Annotated in this window: 13 protein-coding genes and 1 CRISPR repeat array; of the genes, 2 read left to right on the forward strand and 11 right to left on the reverse strand. The window is 51.1% G+C overall.

Annotation, left to right across the window (positions count from 1 at the left end; all coding sequences use genetic code 11):
• Positions 1 to 180: 180 nt before the first annotated feature.
• The 9 genes from ACFSO0_RS10345 to ACFSO0_RS10385 all read right to left on the reverse strand — a co-directional run bounded on the left by ACFSO0_RS10345 (position 181) and on the right by ACFSO0_RS10385 (position 12,876).
• Positions 181 to 438, reverse strand: a complete 258-nt coding sequence (locus ACFSO0_RS10345) for a hypothetical protein (protein WP_376879674.1) — start codon at positions 436 to 438, stop codon at positions 181 to 183.
• 548 nt (positions 439 to 986) lie between these two features.
• Positions 987 to 2,699: a CRISPR direct-repeat array (repeat unit 36 nt; unit sequence GTGCTAACCACGAAGCTTTCCACTAAGCTTTCGAAC).
• 353 nt (positions 2,700 to 3,052) lie between these two features.
• The gene (gene cas2, locus ACFSO0_RS10350) at positions 3,053 to 3,346 is read right to left on the reverse strand and encodes a CRISPR-associated endonuclease Cas2 (protein WP_376879677.1); all 294 of its coding nucleotides are present in this window, start codon (positions 3,344 to 3,346) and stop codon (positions 3,053 to 3,055) included.
• 9 nt (positions 3,347 to 3,355) lie between these two features.
• The gene (gene cas4g/cas1g / locus ACFSO0_RS10355) at positions 3,356 to 5,023 is read right to left on the reverse strand and encodes a CRISPR-associated endonuclease Cas4g/Cas1g (protein WP_376879679.1); all 1,668 of its coding nucleotides are present in this window, start codon (positions 5,021 to 5,023) and stop codon (positions 3,356 to 3,358) included.
• Positions 5,024 to 5,047: 24 nt separating this feature from the next.
• A complete protein-coding gene (cas12b, locus tag ACFSO0_RS10360; protein WP_376879682.1) occupies positions 5,048 to 8,299 on the reverse strand; it encodes a type V CRISPR-associated protein Cas12b in 3,252 nt (1,083 codons plus the stop codon).
• Between the two features lie 411 nt (positions 8,300 to 8,710).
• A complete protein-coding gene (locus ACFSO0_RS10365) occupies positions 8,711 to 9,358 on the reverse strand; it encodes a CatB-related O-acetyltransferase (protein ID WP_376879684.1) in 648 nt (215 codons plus the stop codon).
• 493 nt (positions 9,359 to 9,851) lie between these two features.
• The gene (locus tag ACFSO0_RS10370) at positions 9,852 to 10,448 is read right to left on the reverse strand and encodes a sulfite oxidase-like oxidoreductase (RefSeq protein ID WP_376879686.1); all 597 of its coding nucleotides are present in this window, start codon (positions 10,446 to 10,448) and stop codon (positions 9,852 to 9,854) included.
• A gap of 12 nt (positions 10,449 to 10,460) precedes the next feature.
• Positions 10,461 to 10,892, reverse strand: coding sequence for a CoA-binding protein (locus tag ACFSO0_RS10375; RefSeq protein ID WP_376879689.1), 432 nt, complete (start codon positions 10,890 to 10,892; stop codon positions 10,461 to 10,463).
• Positions 10,893 to 10,950: 58 nt separating this feature from the next.
• Positions 10,951 to 12,450 carry a leucyl aminopeptidase gene (locus ACFSO0_RS10380; RefSeq protein WP_376879691.1) on the reverse strand — a complete coding sequence of 500 codons (1,500 nt, stop codon included), beginning with the start codon at positions 12,448 to 12,450 and terminating at the stop codon, positions 10,951 to 10,953.
• 54 nt (positions 12,451 to 12,504) lie between these two features.
• A complete protein-coding gene (locus ACFSO0_RS10385) occupies positions 12,505 to 12,876 on the reverse strand; it encodes a DUF309 domain-containing protein (RefSeq protein ID WP_376879694.1) in 372 nt (123 codons plus the stop codon).
• 243 nt (positions 12,877 to 13,119) lie between these two features.
• Between ACFSO0_RS10385 and ACFSO0_RS10390 the strand changes: the two genes are divergently transcribed.
• Complete coding sequence (locus ACFSO0_RS10390; protein ID WP_376879697.1) at positions 13,120 to 13,596, forward strand: divergent PAP2 family protein; 477 nt, start codon at positions 13,120 to 13,122, stop codon at positions 13,594 to 13,596.
• A 25-nt stretch (positions 13,597 to 13,621) separates the two neighbouring features.
• On the forward strand, positions 13,622 to 14,410 hold the full coding sequence (locus ACFSO0_RS10395) for a cobalamin-binding protein (protein ID WP_376879699.1): 789 nt from the start codon (positions 13,622 to 13,624) through the stop codon (positions 14,408 to 14,410).
• 82 nt (positions 14,411 to 14,492) lie between these two features.
• Here ACFSO0_RS10395 and ACFSO0_RS10400 read toward each other — a convergent pair whose 3' ends face one another.
• On the reverse strand, positions 14,493 to 15,110 hold the full coding sequence (locus ACFSO0_RS10400) for a 3D domain-containing protein (RefSeq protein ID WP_376879702.1): 618 nt from the start codon (positions 15,108 to 15,110) through the stop codon (positions 14,493 to 14,495).
• 109 nt (positions 15,111 to 15,219) lie between these two features.
• Entirely contained in the window at positions 15,220 to 16,080 is an 861-nt protein-coding gene (kynA, locus tag ACFSO0_RS10405; RefSeq protein ID WP_376879705.1) for a tryptophan 2,3-dioxygenase, read from the reverse strand.
• Between the last annotated feature and the right edge of the window lie 12 nt (positions 16,081 to 16,092).

Consider the following 16,092-nt stretch of genomic DNA (forward strand, 5'->3'; position numbering starts at 1 on the left):
GGCGAAAGCTTCCGTTTCAAGCAGGCAATGGATAGAATTCCTCTGTAGTTACAAACGGCTGGCAAGTGCTTAGGCAATTTTGGCTGCAAAACTGAGCATTTTCTACTTGCAAAACACAGTAATGGTAGGCGCCACTAACAGACCTCAAAAATAAATAAGCCAGGGACATTTCCCCGGCCGTTATTGATTTTTCGCCCTAGAAGCGAGTTGGTTCTCCTCTTCCTCGTTCATTATCCAGGCACCATGCAATCGAAGCATCTTTCGAGCTGATTGGGCATCATGAAACGATATTTGGTTTCCCAATTTTAAGCCGGACATCGGATTGTTATGCTTGTCACGCATGATTTGATCATAAAACCAGTCCATGTCTTTATCGCCAGTCTCGGTAAATACTTTAACGATTCGTCCTGTACAACGAATTGCCTCACCTACCTCCATGAAAAGCACTTTCGTATATCAGATATTGATATACTATCCCGCCGTTCTCTTTTGAGGTAATAATTTACATTTTCACCTTTATCGCCATCACTAAGCTAAACAGAGTAAAAATGATTACAGCAATCAAGTGTATTAATATGATCTTATGTTTATTGTATTTCTTTGAAACTGGATAAAGACCCATACCTAGTATCACGGTAATTACCAAAGTAAACACATATACATAGTACACAGCCACCCCTCCAAAATATGTGCTAATAATCGACCCCCTATCTGTAATACTGCGGTTGATAGGGGGCGAATTTTCAAGTATTAAATTGAAAATATTTCTAATCGCTTGCTTTTATTTATCAAATTTTTGTGAAGTTTTATGGGCTCAGTAACCAAGAACGGCGGTTGAGTTTTGGCAGTGATCGTGCTAATCACGAAGCTTTGCACTGAGCATTCGGACGCAATGTCACGCGTCCGCTGGTAAAAGTGGTACCCGTGCTAACCACTAAGCTTTCGAACACTCGAACAGCTACAATCTCTGCAAGAAGATTTTTGCGGTGCTAACCACGAAGCTTTCCACTAAGCTTTCGAACGCTGGTGCGTTTATGCTCATTCGCGCTGCATCCATGGTGCTAACCACGAAGCTTTCCACTAAGCTTTCGAACTCAGCAGATGAAATTGCAGCTGCAGCTGGGGAAGCGTGCTAACCACGAAGCTTTCCACTAAGCTTTCGAACTCTGAAACTTTCGTCGCAACCGCGCCAATCTTAGAGTGCTAACCACGAAGCTTTCCACTAAGCTTTCGAACTTCAAGACTTCCGGGATTAGCAACGTGGTTTTTGTGTGCTAACCACGAAGCTTTCCACTAAGCTTTCGAACTTTTAAAACAAAGGAGATATAAAGCATGCTTACATTAGTGCTAACCACGAAGCTTTCCACTAAGCTTTCGAACTTCGGCTGCTGACGACGCCCTGTCCCTTTTAATTTGGGGTGCTAACCACGAAGCTTTCCACTAAGCTTTCGAACAGGGAGCCAGTCGCTTCCGCTCTATCGTCACCCTCGGTGTGCTAACCACGAAGCTTTCCACTAAGCTTTCGAACAACCAATGGTCAATTTCTAACCGGCAGCTTTTTTACAGTGCTAACCACGAAGCTTTCCACTAAGCTTTCGAACTTGGCATAGAAGTCGAGCCTTTGGTCCACCACGATTGTGCTAACCACGAAGCTTTCCACTAAGCTTTCGAACGTTAATTTAAGATCAGCACTTGAGAAAAAATACATAGTGCTAACCACGAAGCTTTCCACTAAGCTTTCGAACGTTTTATTACGATCATAGTTTTTCATCAACTGACTAAAGTGCTAACCACGAAGCTTTCCACTAAGCTTTCGAACCAGATAATCTTGCCTCTTTGGATTCGTCGTGATCCAAAGTGCTAACCACGAAGCTTTCCACTAAGCTTTCGAACCTTTCTTTAACCGCCGGATCTCTGACTAGTAATAAGGTGCTAACCACGAAGCTTTCCACTAAGCTTTCGAACACAGCCCCAAAACCGTCAAAACCGTGTCTACGGGCAGTGCTAACCACGAAGCTTTCCACTAAGCTTTCGAACCTAGACATCCGGTCTAGGCTGGGACATCTTACAGGACGTGCTAACCACGAAGCTTTCCACTAAGCTTTCGAACGATACTGTGGTAGTTAGCATCTTCTAGCGCACTTTCGTGCTAACCACGAAGCTTTCCACTAAGCTTTCGAACCAAACATGTTTGACGAAGATGTACGTCGCAACCAGGTGCTAACCACGAAGCTTTCCACTAAGCTTTCGAACATCTTGCCAAGAGAGCTTTACTTGTGTCATGTCCATTTGTGCTAACCACGAAGCTTTCCACTAAGCTTTCGAACATCATACATCACCGCCCACAGATCGTTTGGCCGCGCCAAGTGCTAACCACGAAGCTTTCCACTAAGCTTTCGAACTGTTCATATTTGGCTTCTCTATGATCTTTCTGCTGTCTTGTGCTAACCACGAAGCTTTCCACTAAGCTTTCGAACTCACAATGCGCGCGTCGTTGTAGAGATACCAGTCAGTGCTAACCACGAAGCTTTCCACTAAGCTTTCGAACCCGAACCACTCCAGGACAGAAGAGCTGCTGCTGCACAGTGCTAACCACGAAGCTTTCCACTAAGCTTTCGAACGATGGGCCTCGGTGGTCTCGCAGTCGGATTAAGCATCGGTACGTGCTAACCACGAAGCTTTCCACTAAGCTTTCGAACTCCTTGCTCTTCAATCCCTGCAACCGCAAGCCCTAAAGAGCCGTTTTTCGAGCAAGTCAAATCTCATGCTTCATTTCTCTTTTCCATCGAGGATTTTTCCCCTGACAAAGCTCCGAGAAGCCTACTCCCGCAAAGAGTGCGAGCATCCTCCGACTTTTTTGGCCTGAGAGGATGCTCGCATCATACAATTCGAAAGCTTAGTGGAAAGTCGTGATTATCCGTGGGAATAGACCTGTGGACGAGCCTATAATGCACACGCACGGATATGTGAATCGACTTATAGCCTATAGCATGCGATTCACACCTTTATTTTACTCTTTTTCCACCTTAGTTACAACCAGCATTCTGCCTAATCAATAGATAAACTTGGTCAGATCGCGAGGCAGAAACTCCCTGCCGACTGTTGAAATCCGTTTGCTCAATTGATCTTTCGTCACGGGACCAATTCTTACAAACATGACCTGGTCTTCTCCATGATGAACCAGTTCAGACAGGCTTACCTTTAGCTTGGCTTGTTGAATCTCGGTGAGTTGGCACAGAAACACCGAATACTGGACATGCTCGCCTTGCCCTTTCATCAGTTTGAATACTTTTCTCCAGCGCTTTTGATCGGCAATATCGTAGCTTACCAGAACAAATTGTCGCATGGGCATTTCCTACCTTGTCATGAGCGGCATATATTCCGCCAGCTCTCCGTCCAGATACCGGGCCAAAAACCTTGCTTCCATCTCCAGCATACGGCGATAGCTGAGCTTGTACCCAAATTGCGGATGCATCAGGGTCTCATTCATCCGTCTTTCATAGGCGGCGAAATACGTTTGCCTTCCCGCCTTTTTCAAATAGCAGCTGTCTTTTCCCCAATAAAAGTCCTCGAGAGTGAGTTCCTCTGTATTCAGGGTGCGAATCGCCACGCTATCGGCAATCAAGGCGCGAAACGGCTCCATCAGATCTAGGGCCAAAGCTGGTCTGCCCGGCTCCACTGTATGAAAAAAGCCATACAGCGGATCGAGTCCGACATTGGCACAAGCGGAGTAAACATCCCGCGAAAGAAGCGTATAGCCCAGGGATAGCAGCGCATTGACCGGGTCCTTGGGCGGGCGACGGTTTCGACCGTTCATGATCGCGGAACCGTCTACAATCGGTTTCTTTAACATGGTAGGGAAAAACTGCATGTACAACTGTGCTGCACGCCCCTCGATGCCTCTCACGATTTCCAATGATGGCGCCTCCAGCGCGCGATCGCGAAGCTCCTTTAACTCTTTTAAAACCGCTTTGTCTGGTGCGCCATTGCGGCGCAGCATCGTGCGCTGGTTGGAAATTTTCGCATACACGACTCTGCTGGCGATGCCAAGGGCGATCTTTTCATGCTGGAATTTGATAAACTGCCTGGCTCTCGTCCGAATATTTTTCGATAAAGGGGGAGTCGTTATCCCCGTCAATGTACCGTGTGTCGTCAAGTAGCTGACGTGAACGCCACAGTTCATCAAGGCGTGCAAAAGCTGCGTAGAGCATTGCACATTGCCCATCAAGCTCACATGAATCAAGTCTTTGATCGGGATTTCGTCTATCTTTTCGCCCCGGCAAGTGATCGTCAAGCTGTCTCCGCTTCTGCCCAGCTTCGCCCCTTGCTCCGTGACATACAGCACCCCGCCATCTGGACGGCTTGGCACAATTTTTCGGATGTTTGCGCTCAAGCCCAGCATATAATTCGTCTCGTCAGGCAGGCAGACGTAATTTAACGAGCAGCGAAAGCATTTATTCGAGTCCTGCAACGGAGGAGGGGTCTCGGCTTCGCGAAGCTGATGCGCTTTCTGAATGCAGTCGTGGGTAGCCGCTATGAGTTCCTGCGTAAAGAGAATGCGAACCTTCTTTTTATTGCCGCGATAGTATAAGTAGCCGTAATCGGATGCATATCCATTCGCGCGAAGCAGCAAGCCTTGCGCACACAACTGAATCTGGTCGTTGGGCCAGGCAGAGCCGTCAAGCGAATACTCGCCTACCGTAAACTTCTTCCCGCCTTCTGGCGACGCCGAATGCTTTCCTTCGACCGGAACCCATTGGTTGCTTTCTTCCAGGCAGACAGCATCCAGTTTTCCCGTAATGCCAAGCACAGGATCGCCAAGCTGCAAGCTAAGCGGAGCCTCCTCCCACATCTCTTCCGGAGCCGCCTTACTTTTGCGCAAATGAGTCTCTGCACGCCTGTGTTGTGCTGCTCCTTCGACGGTGTCTGCGCTCTCCTCGAACAGTCCTTGCACATGCATGATATGGTACAGTCGTTCACAATACTGAATTTCATTGAGCATGCGAACAGGTATCCAGGACAAGCCACTCACTCTCCTTGCACACCCTTACCGAACCTTCGCCAAAAGCCTCTCCCGCAACTTTGCGTACAGTTTTCTTTTCACCCCGCCCCAAAACTCTTTTTGGGTATGCCATACAAATTCGGGGAAAAAGACTCCGCTCGGGTCGCGGAACAGTGTACGGTACGTTCCTTTTGCCTCTTCCGCTTCCTCGATGATTTCCTGAAAATCTTCCAGTTGTTCGGGCGACTCAGACTCTTCAATAAAGGTTGTTTTATCTTTCAGCTTGGCCTGGCTGTCCCATACATATACATCCCCCAGAGCTGTATCCGATTTTTTCACAAAAAGCCCTTTGCCCAGCTTCGCCTGCACCGACTTTGTCTTGGGAACGAGATACTCTTTCTCGTCTCGGACAATGACGCGGCAGCTAACCTTGAACAGTTCATTGTACCGCTGCCAAAAACGTTTTTGCAGATTTTGCGCCGCGTTGATGTCGGCCTGGAGAAACACGACCTCTTTGCCACCGCGCCCATCTGTCAAGGTCATGAACAACTCCCCGCTGTCATCCGGGACAATGTCGCCGGGCTTTAGCTTTCTCACTTGCTCTTCCGTCAAAAATTGTTCGTTGACCAATCGCTTCTGCAAGTTCTCAAACCGACTGCCTTGCAGATCCTGGCCGCTCAACCTTTTACAGCGAATGCCTGGCGTGCCCGTCTTGGCATGGAAACGAGAGGAATATTCCGCCCGGACATCGCCAATCTGAATCCCGTATGGCTCTGCCTGCATGTGAACGTATTTCGGAATGCTGCGGTGCGCCCATTTCATCAAGGTGGAGTTTTCTTTCGTCGAACGATCCAGATTGGAACGGTACTGACTCAGATTCTCAAACAGAATGATTTGGCAAGCCGGGTATTTGGCGTACCACTCTTGTTTCTGATCGTCGTACACGTACCCCAAGGCAGTCATGACAATGGCGTGACTTAACTGCTTCAGGCGATCCTCCTTGACGTTTTGGATATGGTTCAGCAGACGCTTATGACTGGTATGCCCCCGTTCAAAGCGGTTAACTTCCTGCGGTTTTCTCGTCCGGCGATTCCAGGAAATCAACAGCTTGCGCAAACCTTCTAATTCCTCTATGTTCCACATGCTTAGTCCAGCGATGCCTTTACGCTCGTCAGCAGCAAAGCGCTTGCGCCATGCCTGAACGACTTTTCCGACGTATTCCTCTGCTGTTCGGTGCATTTGCACCACTGCTTGTTCCCATTCCGCTTCGTTTCGAGGCGAAGCATTTGTCAAATCACGGACAATCCTCTCCCAAAATCTCCGATCTGTTTGATCGAGCGGTGACTTTTTCTGCTCAACTGCTTGTTTCAAGATGTCGAGTTCGTCCCAGCGGTCTCCACGCTGCTTATTTGCCAGTCGCATCATTTGAGTAAGCAGTCTGATCTGAAACTTCACGCGTTGGTGTTGCTGGAAACGCCCGTCCCGTCTTTCCCTCACCTGTTTTTCTATCTGTTCACCAGGCAGTCTTAGCATATAACTCCGCTGATGAACAGCGACCAGCGGCGTTCCTTCCAGCCCATAGGAAAAATCAGCCGCATTCTCGTCACTGCTCTCTTCTACGGCAAAAACGGAAGTCGCCGCAGCCGTTCGTAGCCCAAGGTCTATACTCATTACGCGAAAACCGGATGCCAGCGAGTCCACCCCGAGCGAATGCTGCGGCGAAGCCTTCATCCATTCAACAAGTTCCTCTGACTTATAGGTAACAACCTTTGGAAACTCATTGGGGCGACGAACGAGTTTCAACACTTGTCCATACGGCGCTTGCAAGCGGCCATTTTTCACCTGATGCAAAGGATCGAAGTCTATGACAACGTTAAGGTAAACGCTGCCGATCTCCCCGTCCTCGAAGTTTTTTTCTTCCTTCTCCAAATCGCCCCGTTCCAGTTGTAGCTTTGCTCCCCCCAAGTGGCCGCTAAACGTCGAGCCCGAACCTTTGTCTTTGAACTCGATTTCTTGCTTTCCTTTGTCATTTTTCCGCAATGTCACCTGCTGGTAAAACTGCTTCGATAAAGCAAGCTCGACCTCGACGTCTTTCTTTTCCATCCATCCCGTTTCGCTTGGCCAAATCAAATTACTAAACGTCACAAAATATTTGCTTCTCGGTTTGTCCGAATCAACCGTCAAATAGTAGTCTTGCAGGTTTCCTCCCCGTGCATCGAAGCGCACCCACAACGGATGCCTTCGGGTATGGGGCAACGTCAGCGCAGCACCTTGCTTGGCCTCCTTTAGCCGCTTTGTCAGCTCGTTGCGTGCGACGAAATAATGGATGCGCTGAGGATTCCCTTTCCAGATCAGGCGTTTCTCCTCTTTCATCAGATACTGGAAGAAATGTGCATCCCCAAACCGGCCTCTCAATCGCTGCTGCACTCGTTTGAGCGCCTCTTTGTATTGCTCGTGGCTGGCATTGGGTGGAAAAGTCGACCATATCTCGTACAATTCGTTCCAGCCTTTCATTTGCCGCTTGGTAATCCGATACTTGTCATTGGTGGCGGTACCATTGTCGATTAGCTCTTGTTCTCGTTTTTCTTCGTACTGTTCGAGCAAGCTGATCCATTCCTGACCGCCTTCGAGCTGCTTGTTCAGTTGGGCCATTTTTTCTTCCAGCTTGGCATACTCTTCCTGGACTCGTTTGTTCCAGCTCTCCCAGCTAAGCAGTCTTTCAATCGCCTGTTGCAACATGTCTCTGTCCCAAGTTCGGACATACTGATTGGACTGCAACGGCAACCACTCGATATCTCTCCTGTCTGCATACATGTCATTAATGACATCCGTTGTCTTTGATACGGTGTTCGTGTACAGGGAAAAGAGCGGCTTAATGCCGTATTCCTCCAAAGTAGCAATCACAGTAGCCGTCGGGTCTTCTTCGCGTCTTTTTTTCCATTTTTCGTAATCTTGTTCCCAAGTCGGGTCGTTTGCTTCCTTTTTCTTCTGCCAAGCGGGCTTTGCACCTGCCTTTGAAGTTCCTTTTCCACCTTCACTTTTCGGATCGACGAGCGGGCTGAGAAACTTTCGGCTGATGATTTGGGCATCGCCACTTTGTCCGACTGAGGATGGAACAAGCAGTTCATATAGTTGGCGCAATGCTTGGAGTGCCTTATCCAGTGGAAGCGCTTGCGTATTTGTATCTGCCTGATTTCGCTGTTGCTGTTCGCGTATATGGCGAATCAGTTCTTCCTTTATTTCTTCTTTTGATTGTTCACCAGTGCTTTCCTGACGAAAGAGCAAAAGCATTTTCATGTAATAGGCGACGCCTTCATTTAATAACCGATGCGTCCGCCATATTCCCTTTCGGAGGTTTCGCGCTTCCGGGCCTGTTCGGGTTTTTAGCTTTAGTTTTATGCTACGGATTGCCATGACTGCCGCCTCCCGCTTCGGTTTGTATAGGGTTATAAATGATTGCTATTTATTGTAAATCATTTTCTTTTTTTCTCGCAACGCGAAAAAACCACTCTCATCCGCCTCAGGATCAGTCGTACTGACCTTCACCTCCTCCTGATGGCACTTCTCATGCCTTATAACATATTAACGCGGTGAATAAATATATAAGACAAAATAAAAACTGCCGACAATTGACTTTGTCGACAGTCTGAAACCAGGAAAGTACCCCCTGGCTCTACTACAGATCGTCATATCACGACTAAATCCGCTTCACTTCATTAGGCTACGCTCGATTTCCAAAAGTTTGATGGATCGTTGAATATCGTTTTTCGGCAGCCTTTCAATTGTCATTGGATCAAGTTTCCACCATTCTAAAGTCAGCAATTTTGATATCGTTCCCTCGTCAAAACGATATTTTATGATTCGCGCAGGTACTCCACCAACTACTGCATAAGGTGGAACGTCTTTTGTAACAACAGCTCCCGCCCCGATTACCGCACCATGACCTACTTTTACACCGCCAAGAACAGTAGCATTCAAACCGATCCAAACATCACACCCGACATACGTCGGCTCTCCCAAATCCTCCTGTTCTCCATGCCACATATCATGCGTGAGAATACCTGTACCCAGCGCCTGAATGTTATGATTGGAAGAACCCAGGTTAACGTTGAGACTAATCGAGCAGTAGCGTCCAATATATGTGTTTCCGGTAATCATTCCACCCCCCAGGGCATATGTATTTCTGCCTACAATTATATTTCTTATCCCATCAGGAAGGTGGACACTGGAAGGGCTCTCTACAAAAACATTATTGTCCAAATCAATTTGGCGCCATTTCGGCTCCCCTACTCCCCCAAACAGCCAGTCTGCTTTCCTTAAAAAATTCAATTGCTCATCTGAAACAGAAACAGACATAAACATTGACTCCTTCCACAAGATCGATTATGTATTCTGCGTGGTGTTTCCTATAGGCTGGTCAGCGCTGATCGTGCTGCTCATGCTGACCTGAACGAGAGCTCAAAAACTGGTCGTGCAAATCCTGCTCTCAGAAATCGTTGTGGGCACTTATGGAGAGAAAGCAGGCAGTCCTGGTCGTCGGGTCTCTTGCAGGTCCACGAAATATTGTAAAACCAAGTGATCATTACCCCATCAAAACAGGGCTGTCCCAAAAGGGCAAAATTGCGAAAAAACGACAAAAGGGGCGTCTCCAAGTCAAAACATTGACATTTGAGACAGCCCCGTTCACTTTTGTCCTATCTTCCATATATAGAACAGTAGCGATTATCTCTAACTTGCATTATACTCTCGCAGGAAGAAAATGCAAACTGTTGTTGAATAAGTAAAGCGGTGTTGAATCAGTTAACCTGCTGCTTCCTCCATGAAAAATATTTATTGAAGGAAAGATCATTTAATCCCAGGCAAAACGCTGCTCTTTCCAGGGATCGCCATACATATTATACCCGTTCTTCTCCCAGAAGCCTTGCCTGTCTTTCTCCATGAACTCGATGCCGCGCACCCATTTGGCGCTCTTCCAGAAGTACAGGTGGGGAATGACGAAGCGCAGCGGCCAGCCGTGGTCAGGCGTCAGGTCCGCTCCGTTGTGCTTGGTGGCGAACAGGTTTCCCGGCGCGAGGAAGTCTTTCAGCGGCACGTTGGCGGTCCAGCCGTGCTCGGCGTGCAGCATGACGTACTTGGCTTCCGGCTTCACCTTGACAAGCTTGACCACTTCCTCTACCGGGATGCCTTCCCACTCGTTGTCCAGCTTGCTCCATCCCGTCACGCAGTGGATGTCGTTGGTCGCGGTCCCTTTGGGCAGCGCCATCATTTGTTCGTAGGTCAGCGTAACTTCTTCCTCGACCAGCCCGAAGATGCGGAAGCTCCACTCGGTGGCCAGATCCGTATACTGCGGAACCTCTCCGTAATGGAGCACCGGAAAGCCTGTCGTCTGCTTCTGGTTGGGCGGGATGCGGTCGCGCTGTGCATTTGTTGCCTGATTGAAAGACATGGTGTCCACTCCTTACTTCCCGACGCGCAGCAGCGCGTGATCGACCTTGATGCAAAGGTCGTTGATGACCGCGATGCCTTCTGCGCTCATCAGCGCGGCCGCTTCGTCATTGGTGATTCCTTGCTGCATCCAGAATGCTTTTGGCTTGTGCTTCATTTTCTTCGTCTCTTCTGCCACCGGCAAGACGTCTTCGCTCTTGCGGAAGATGTTGACGATGTCTACCGGCTCGTCGATTTCCGTCAGGCTGGCGACGGCTTTTTCACCCAGGACCGTCTCGCCCGCGATCACGGGATTGACCGGGATGATGCGATAGCCCGCGTTTTGCATCGCGGCTGCGACCATGTAGCTCGTGCGATCCGGCTTGTTGGACAGACCTACTACGGCAATCGTTTTGGACGATTCCAGCAGTTCGCGGCGTGCTTCGTTGCTCGGATTTTGTACCATCTATCAACACTCCTTTGGGAAATGGAATTGGCTTGCAAAATGAGATTGGCTCCTTGTGTCAGGACTGGCTGCGGCTCGCGACAAATTGGGCAATCGTCCGGGTCATGACGCCGGTACCGCCGGATGGCTGCATGTCGCCGGTATTCGCATTGTACGCCGTGCCCGCGATGTCGAGGTGCACCCACGGCGTATCGCCTACGAACTCCTGCAAAAACACCCCGCCGATGATGCCGTGGCCGTAGCGTCCGCCGGAGTTTTTCAAATCGGCAAAACGGCTCTTGTTCAGCTCGCGGTACTCCTCAAAGGTCGGCAGCTGCCACAGACGCTCGCCCGCGACCTCGGCCGCGTGCAGCAGCTCGGCCACAAGCTCCTTGTTGTTCGTCATGGCTCCGGAGCAGTAGTGCCCCAGCGCGACCACGATGCCTCCCGTCAACGTAGCGGCGTCGATCAGGCACGAGACGCCCTGCTGCTTCGCGTACGTGATGCAGTCCGCCAGCACGAGTCGGCCTTCCGCATCCGTCGTGATAATCTCCACCGTCTTGCCGCTCATCGTCGTGATGACATCGCCCGGGCGGTAAGCCGTACCCGACGGCATGTTTTCGACCGTACCGACGACAGCCAGCACGTTTACTTTCGGCTTGATCTGGCCCAATGCCTCCAGGGCGCCGATGACCGCGGCAGCACCGCCCATGTCCGACTTCATATCCTCCATGCCCGCTACCGGCTTGATGGAGATACCGCCCGTGTCAAACGTTACCCCTTTGCCGACGAGGCCGATCACGTCATCCCAGACCTCTCTGCCCTGGTATTTGACGACAATGACGTACGGCTCAAGCACGCTTCCTTTGGCTACCGACAGCACGCCGCCCATGCCCATCTCCTCCAGCTTGGCCTGATCCAGCACTTCCACGCTCATGCCGTGCCGGGTGGCGACGTCCACCATCGCGTCTTTCAACGCTCGCGGCGTCAAATAATTGGCTGGCTCATTGACCAGCGTGCGCGCCAGATTGGTACCGGATACGAGCGCCCGGCCGAGCTGCACGCCTGCATTCACCAGCTCTGCCGCATCGTCAGCCGCCAATATCCGGACAGCCGCGACGGGATCTGCTTCGCGCTTCGGCTTTTGCCGATAGCCTTCATAATGGTATTCTGCCAGTCCGAACGCTTCCGTCACTGCCTGCGCCAAACGTTCAGCCGAAAGCTTGTCGGTCGTCGGCAGATCGATCATCACGGTTTTGCCTTTGCCTTTCGACACGACAGTCTTGGCAGCGCGTCCCCACGCTCCCCGCGCCGCCACGAAATCAAACGACTCCGGTGCTCCCATGCCCACGACGAGCAGCTTTTTCGCCGCGATCTTGCCCATGCCGTGGATGACGGCTACCGCTTTCGCATCGCCGCTGATTTCTTTCTCTTTCTGCAAAACGCTCAGGCTCCCGTCAAAGGCAGCCTCAAGCTCGGGATACACCACGGCCAGCTCTTCACCCTTCCACAGCGGGACGATCAGTTCATCACATTTTGCCGTCACGAGCTGTGTCCGTTTTTCCACGCTCACTTCCATATACTCTTCCCTCTTTCTCTGTGATAGGATACAATTATGTGCACATTTGTGGTTTTAGGATGTGTCCATTCGCAACCGCAAGGACGGAAACGCCATGGATTTGGCTTTTTCATATGGAATGGCGTCAACATCAGGTAGAGCGCTCTCGCAAATCTCTATGTAACGCAGGATTTCCACCAGGTCCAGACCCCAGCGGGCAGGACCGTAACGGCCCAAATATTTTTTCGCATTGCCCAACATCCAGCGGGCTCCTTTGATATTGCCGCATTCCCGATGATAAAGTCCGACGGCCAACTGCAAGAGCCCTTGCAAAAACTTGTCGGATTTGTCTTCCATCCAGATTTCCTCCAGCAGATCATGGCATTCGTAGTATTCGCCTTCATTGAATTTCTCAATGAACTGCAGGTACTGAACCGGATACTGCATGGATGCTCACCCCTTCGTTTCACCGCAGCAACCAAAAAAGCGCGTGAAACGCTCCATGAAGCTGATAAGGAGCGCTGCTGCGAGCAAACGTCCGCTTCCGGATGTTTCCTTTGGCAACCGTCTTCCTTATGGTATCACAGATTGGCGGCCCGTAACATCCAAACGAAAACTTCACGGATGGAGACCTCGCCCTTCTGTTACAATAAACGAAAGAAGCGTACAGTAGAAAGGAATGGATTTTCCGTGGCGGATCTTTTAGAAAACTTCCCCTTATGGGCTGCGCTGCTTGCCATAGGAATCGCCCAATTTATCAAAATTCCCCTCAATTATTTCGCTACCAAAACATGGCAATGGTCGCTGATGCTCAGTACCGGCGGCATGCCCAGTTCGCACTCTTCGGCTGTAACCGCTCTCTCCACGGCGGTCGGCCTGCGGGAAGGCTTTGGCAGCAATATGTTCGCCGTCTCCGCCATTCTCGGCGTGATCGTGATGTTCGACGCGGCAGGCGTTCGCCGCCATGCCGGGATGCAGGCAGTCGTCCTGAACAAGCTGGTGGATGAGTTCAACCATCTGCTGGAAGGGATGAAATCGCTGAAGGTGCGTCCGAACCAGGAAAAGGCCAAAAAACTGAAGGAGCTGCTCGGCCATCAACCGATCGAGGTGCTGATCGGCGGCTGGCTGGGGGTCATGATCGCGCTCCTCGTACACCCGTTCTTTTAAGGCATATCCAAAGGGGGGATCTCGCATGCGCATCGTTTCCATCTGTCCGAGCAATACGGAAATCCTCTACGCCCTTGGTCTCGGCGAGCAAGTCGTCGGGTTGGACGATCATTCCGACTGGCCGCCCGAGTGGCAGCACTTGCCCAGAGTAGGGCCGGATCTTTCCATTGACATGGATCGCGTCGCGGCTCTCGCGCCCGATCTGGTCGTCGCTTCCCTCAGCGTCCCCGGCATGGAAGCAAACGTGGAGGCTCTCCAGGCGCGGGGAATCCCGCACATCGTCTTAAATCCGTCCCGCATTGCCGATATTGCCGCCGATATTCGCCTGGTCGGTGAAGCGACGGATACGCGCACGCAGGCAGAACAGCTCGCGTCCCGTTTTGCCGAAAGAGTAGAAACCATCCGACAAACGGCCGCGCAGTTTCCCGCGAAGACCAGGCTGTACTGGGAATGGTGGCCCAACCCGATCTACACCCCCGGGCGGGGAAACTGGCTGACGGACGTGAGCGAGATCGTCGGCGCCGTCAATGTGTTCAGCGACTATCCTGAAGCCAATGTAAAGGCGACACGCGAGATGGTCCGGGAGCGCGATCCGGATCACATCTGCGTCGTCTGGTGCGGCATTGAACTGAAACGAATCAAGCCTGCCATGATTACGGAACGGCCGGAATGGCAGGAGATGGACGCCATTCGCCAAGGACGCGTCCATCTGCTCGAGGAAGGTCTGTACTGCCGCCCTTCTCCCCGCATTCTCGACGGACTGGAGCAGCTCGCCTCCCTCATCCACCCGCAACAAAAAACGTTCAGAGCCTGATTGTGCCTGAACGTTTTTGTTTTGCTTTCCTGCTGCCTTGCAGCATCTTTGCCAGCTTGCTTATGCGGTTTACTTTTGTGCATCAATTCGTGACTTCTGCCATCGCCTCGATGCCGTTCTGATTCAGGCTGTTCAAATAGGCTTCCGTCAGCTTGCCGTCTCCGCGTTTTACGACATAGACATCCACTGCTTTTTTCCCCCATTGCTTGAACACGTCCTGCTTGGTTTCAAAGTACAGGTCAATCTTATGTCCGCGAATGGCACCGCCTTTGTCTGCCACGACCCCGTACCCGTATCCGGGGATGTACAGCACCGTTCCGATGGGAAAAATGCTCAGGTCGGCAGCAATGGTCGAATAATCGTCTCTTCGCACTTTGACGCCTGAATATGTAATCCCGTAAGACGGATGAGACGGATTTTTTCCCGTCGATTCGTATCCGGCGTAATAGCCCGTCGCTATGACACGTACCTTTGGATACTGATCCAGCAACAGGTCGTTTTTATCGATGACTTGAGTGAAGGAACTGGCAGAGACGGTCCGTTTTTTGACGACCCGCTGCCCGTCTTTTGTTTCCCTGATTCCGAATGCAGTCTGGATACTGCGGTCTCCTACTGCATTATAGCCGTATCCATCGCTCGCAAAGCCTGTCAGAACCACAATCAGCAGGGCGATGAGACTTACTGACAGCTTTCCATTCATTTCTTGGTAAACCTCCTCTCGGTTCTAGTCATGTCCCGAAGAGGAGGAAACTATACACAAATTTTGGTCTGTTTCGGAAAAATTCAGTAAGTTAGGCTTTGCAAAAAGGTTACAGCAAAGTCCTCATACTCCACAATTCAGGGAAAAAACGGTGGTCCAGCGCCCGTCGCAAATACGCCACGCCGGCAGAGCCGCCTGTCCCTGGCTTTTGGCCGATGATCCGCTCCACGGTCGTCATGTGGTTAAAACGCCACTGCTGCTGCTGGCTCGCGATGTCGACCAGCTTTTCCGCCAGCTCGTACAGGTCCCAATACTGATTCACATTGCGGTAGACCGCAAGCCATGCTTGCTCCACGCTGGCATGGGGCTGGTACGGCTGTGACCAGTCCCGGTCCAGACATTCCGGAGCGATCGGCAGGCCGCGCTCCGCCATCGCCATGATCGCCGCATCGTAAATGCTGGGTGATCCGAGCACTTGCTGCAGCTGGCCGTACAGCTCCGGCTGGTGCTGATAGACGGCGAGGACGTGGGCGTTTTTGTAACCGAGCGTAAATTCGATCAAGCGGTTCTGGTAGGACTGGAAGCCGGACGAGTGCCCCAGTTTGTCCCTGAACTGCAGGTAGTCCGCAGGCGTGAGCGTCGAGAGCACATCCCACGACTTGATCAGCTGCTGCTGGATGCGCGAGACGCGGGCGAACATCTTGAAGGCCGGTTCCAGATCGTTTTTGCGTATGCAGTCCATCGCGGCAGCCAGCTCGTGCAGGATTTGCTTCATCCACAGCTCGCTCACCTGATGGATGATGATGAACAGCATTTCATCGTGCTGCGTGGACTGCATCACTTGACTCGACAAGATCTTGTCGAGCTGCAGATAGTCTCCGTAAGTCATTTCCTTGGCAAAATCGGTATGAATCTCCTTGTCCAAAGACGTCTGTCCTGGCTTTTGATGATCGTGTGATTGCGGCGCCATGTCCGAAGCTCC

It is taken from the genome of Brevibacillus sp. GCM10020057 (assembly GCF_042683565.1).
Taxonomy (GTDB): Bacteria; Bacillota; Bacilli; order Brevibacillales; family Brevibacillaceae; genus Brevibacillus.

What these genes read in the sequence shown, in the direction of transcription:
- ACFSO0_RS10395 (WP_376879699.1), top strand. Translation starts at nt 13,622, where the DNA reads ATGCGCATCGTTTCCATCTGTCCGAGCAATACGGAAATCCTCTACGCC.
- ACFSO0_RS10365 (WP_376879684.1), bottom strand. Translation starts at nt 9,358, where the DNA reads ATGTCTGTTTCTGTTTCAGATGAGCAATTGAATTTTTTAAGGAAAGCA.
- cas12b (WP_376879682.1), bottom strand. Translation starts at nt 8,299, where the DNA reads ATGAAAATGCTTTTGCTCTTTCGTCAGGAAAGCACTGGTGAACAATCA.
- ACFSO0_RS10345 (WP_376879674.1), bottom strand. Translation starts at nt 438, where the DNA reads ATGGAGGTAGGTGAGGCAATTCGTTGTACAGGACGAATCGTTAAAGTA.
- ACFSO0_RS10380 (WP_376879691.1), bottom strand. Translation starts at nt 12,450, where the DNA reads ATGGAAGTGAGCGTGGAAAAACGGACACAGCTCGTGACGGCAAAATGT.
- ACFSO0_RS10375 (WP_376879689.1), bottom strand. Translation starts at nt 10,892, where the DNA reads ATGGTACAAAATCCGAGCAACGAAGCACGCCGCGAACTGCTGGAATCG.
- ACFSO0_RS10385 (WP_376879694.1), bottom strand. Translation starts at nt 12,876, where the DNA reads ATGCAGTATCCGGTTCAGTACCTGCAGTTCATTGAGAAATTCAATGAA.
- ACFSO0_RS10370 (WP_376879686.1), bottom strand. Translation starts at nt 10,448, where the DNA reads ATGTCTTTCAATCAGGCAACAAATGCACAGCGCGACCGCATCCCGCCC.
- cas2 (WP_376879677.1), bottom strand. Translation starts at nt 3,346, where the DNA reads ATGCGACAATTTGTTCTGGTAAGCTACGATATTGCCGATCAAAAGCGC.
- kynA (WP_376879705.1), bottom strand. Translation starts at nt 16,080, where the DNA reads ATGGCGCCGCAATCACACGATCATCAAAAGCCAGGACAGACGTCTTTG.
- ACFSO0_RS10400 (WP_376879702.1), bottom strand. Translation starts at nt 15,110, where the DNA reads ATGAATGGAAAGCTGTCAGTAAGTCTCATCGCCCTGCTGATTGTGGTT.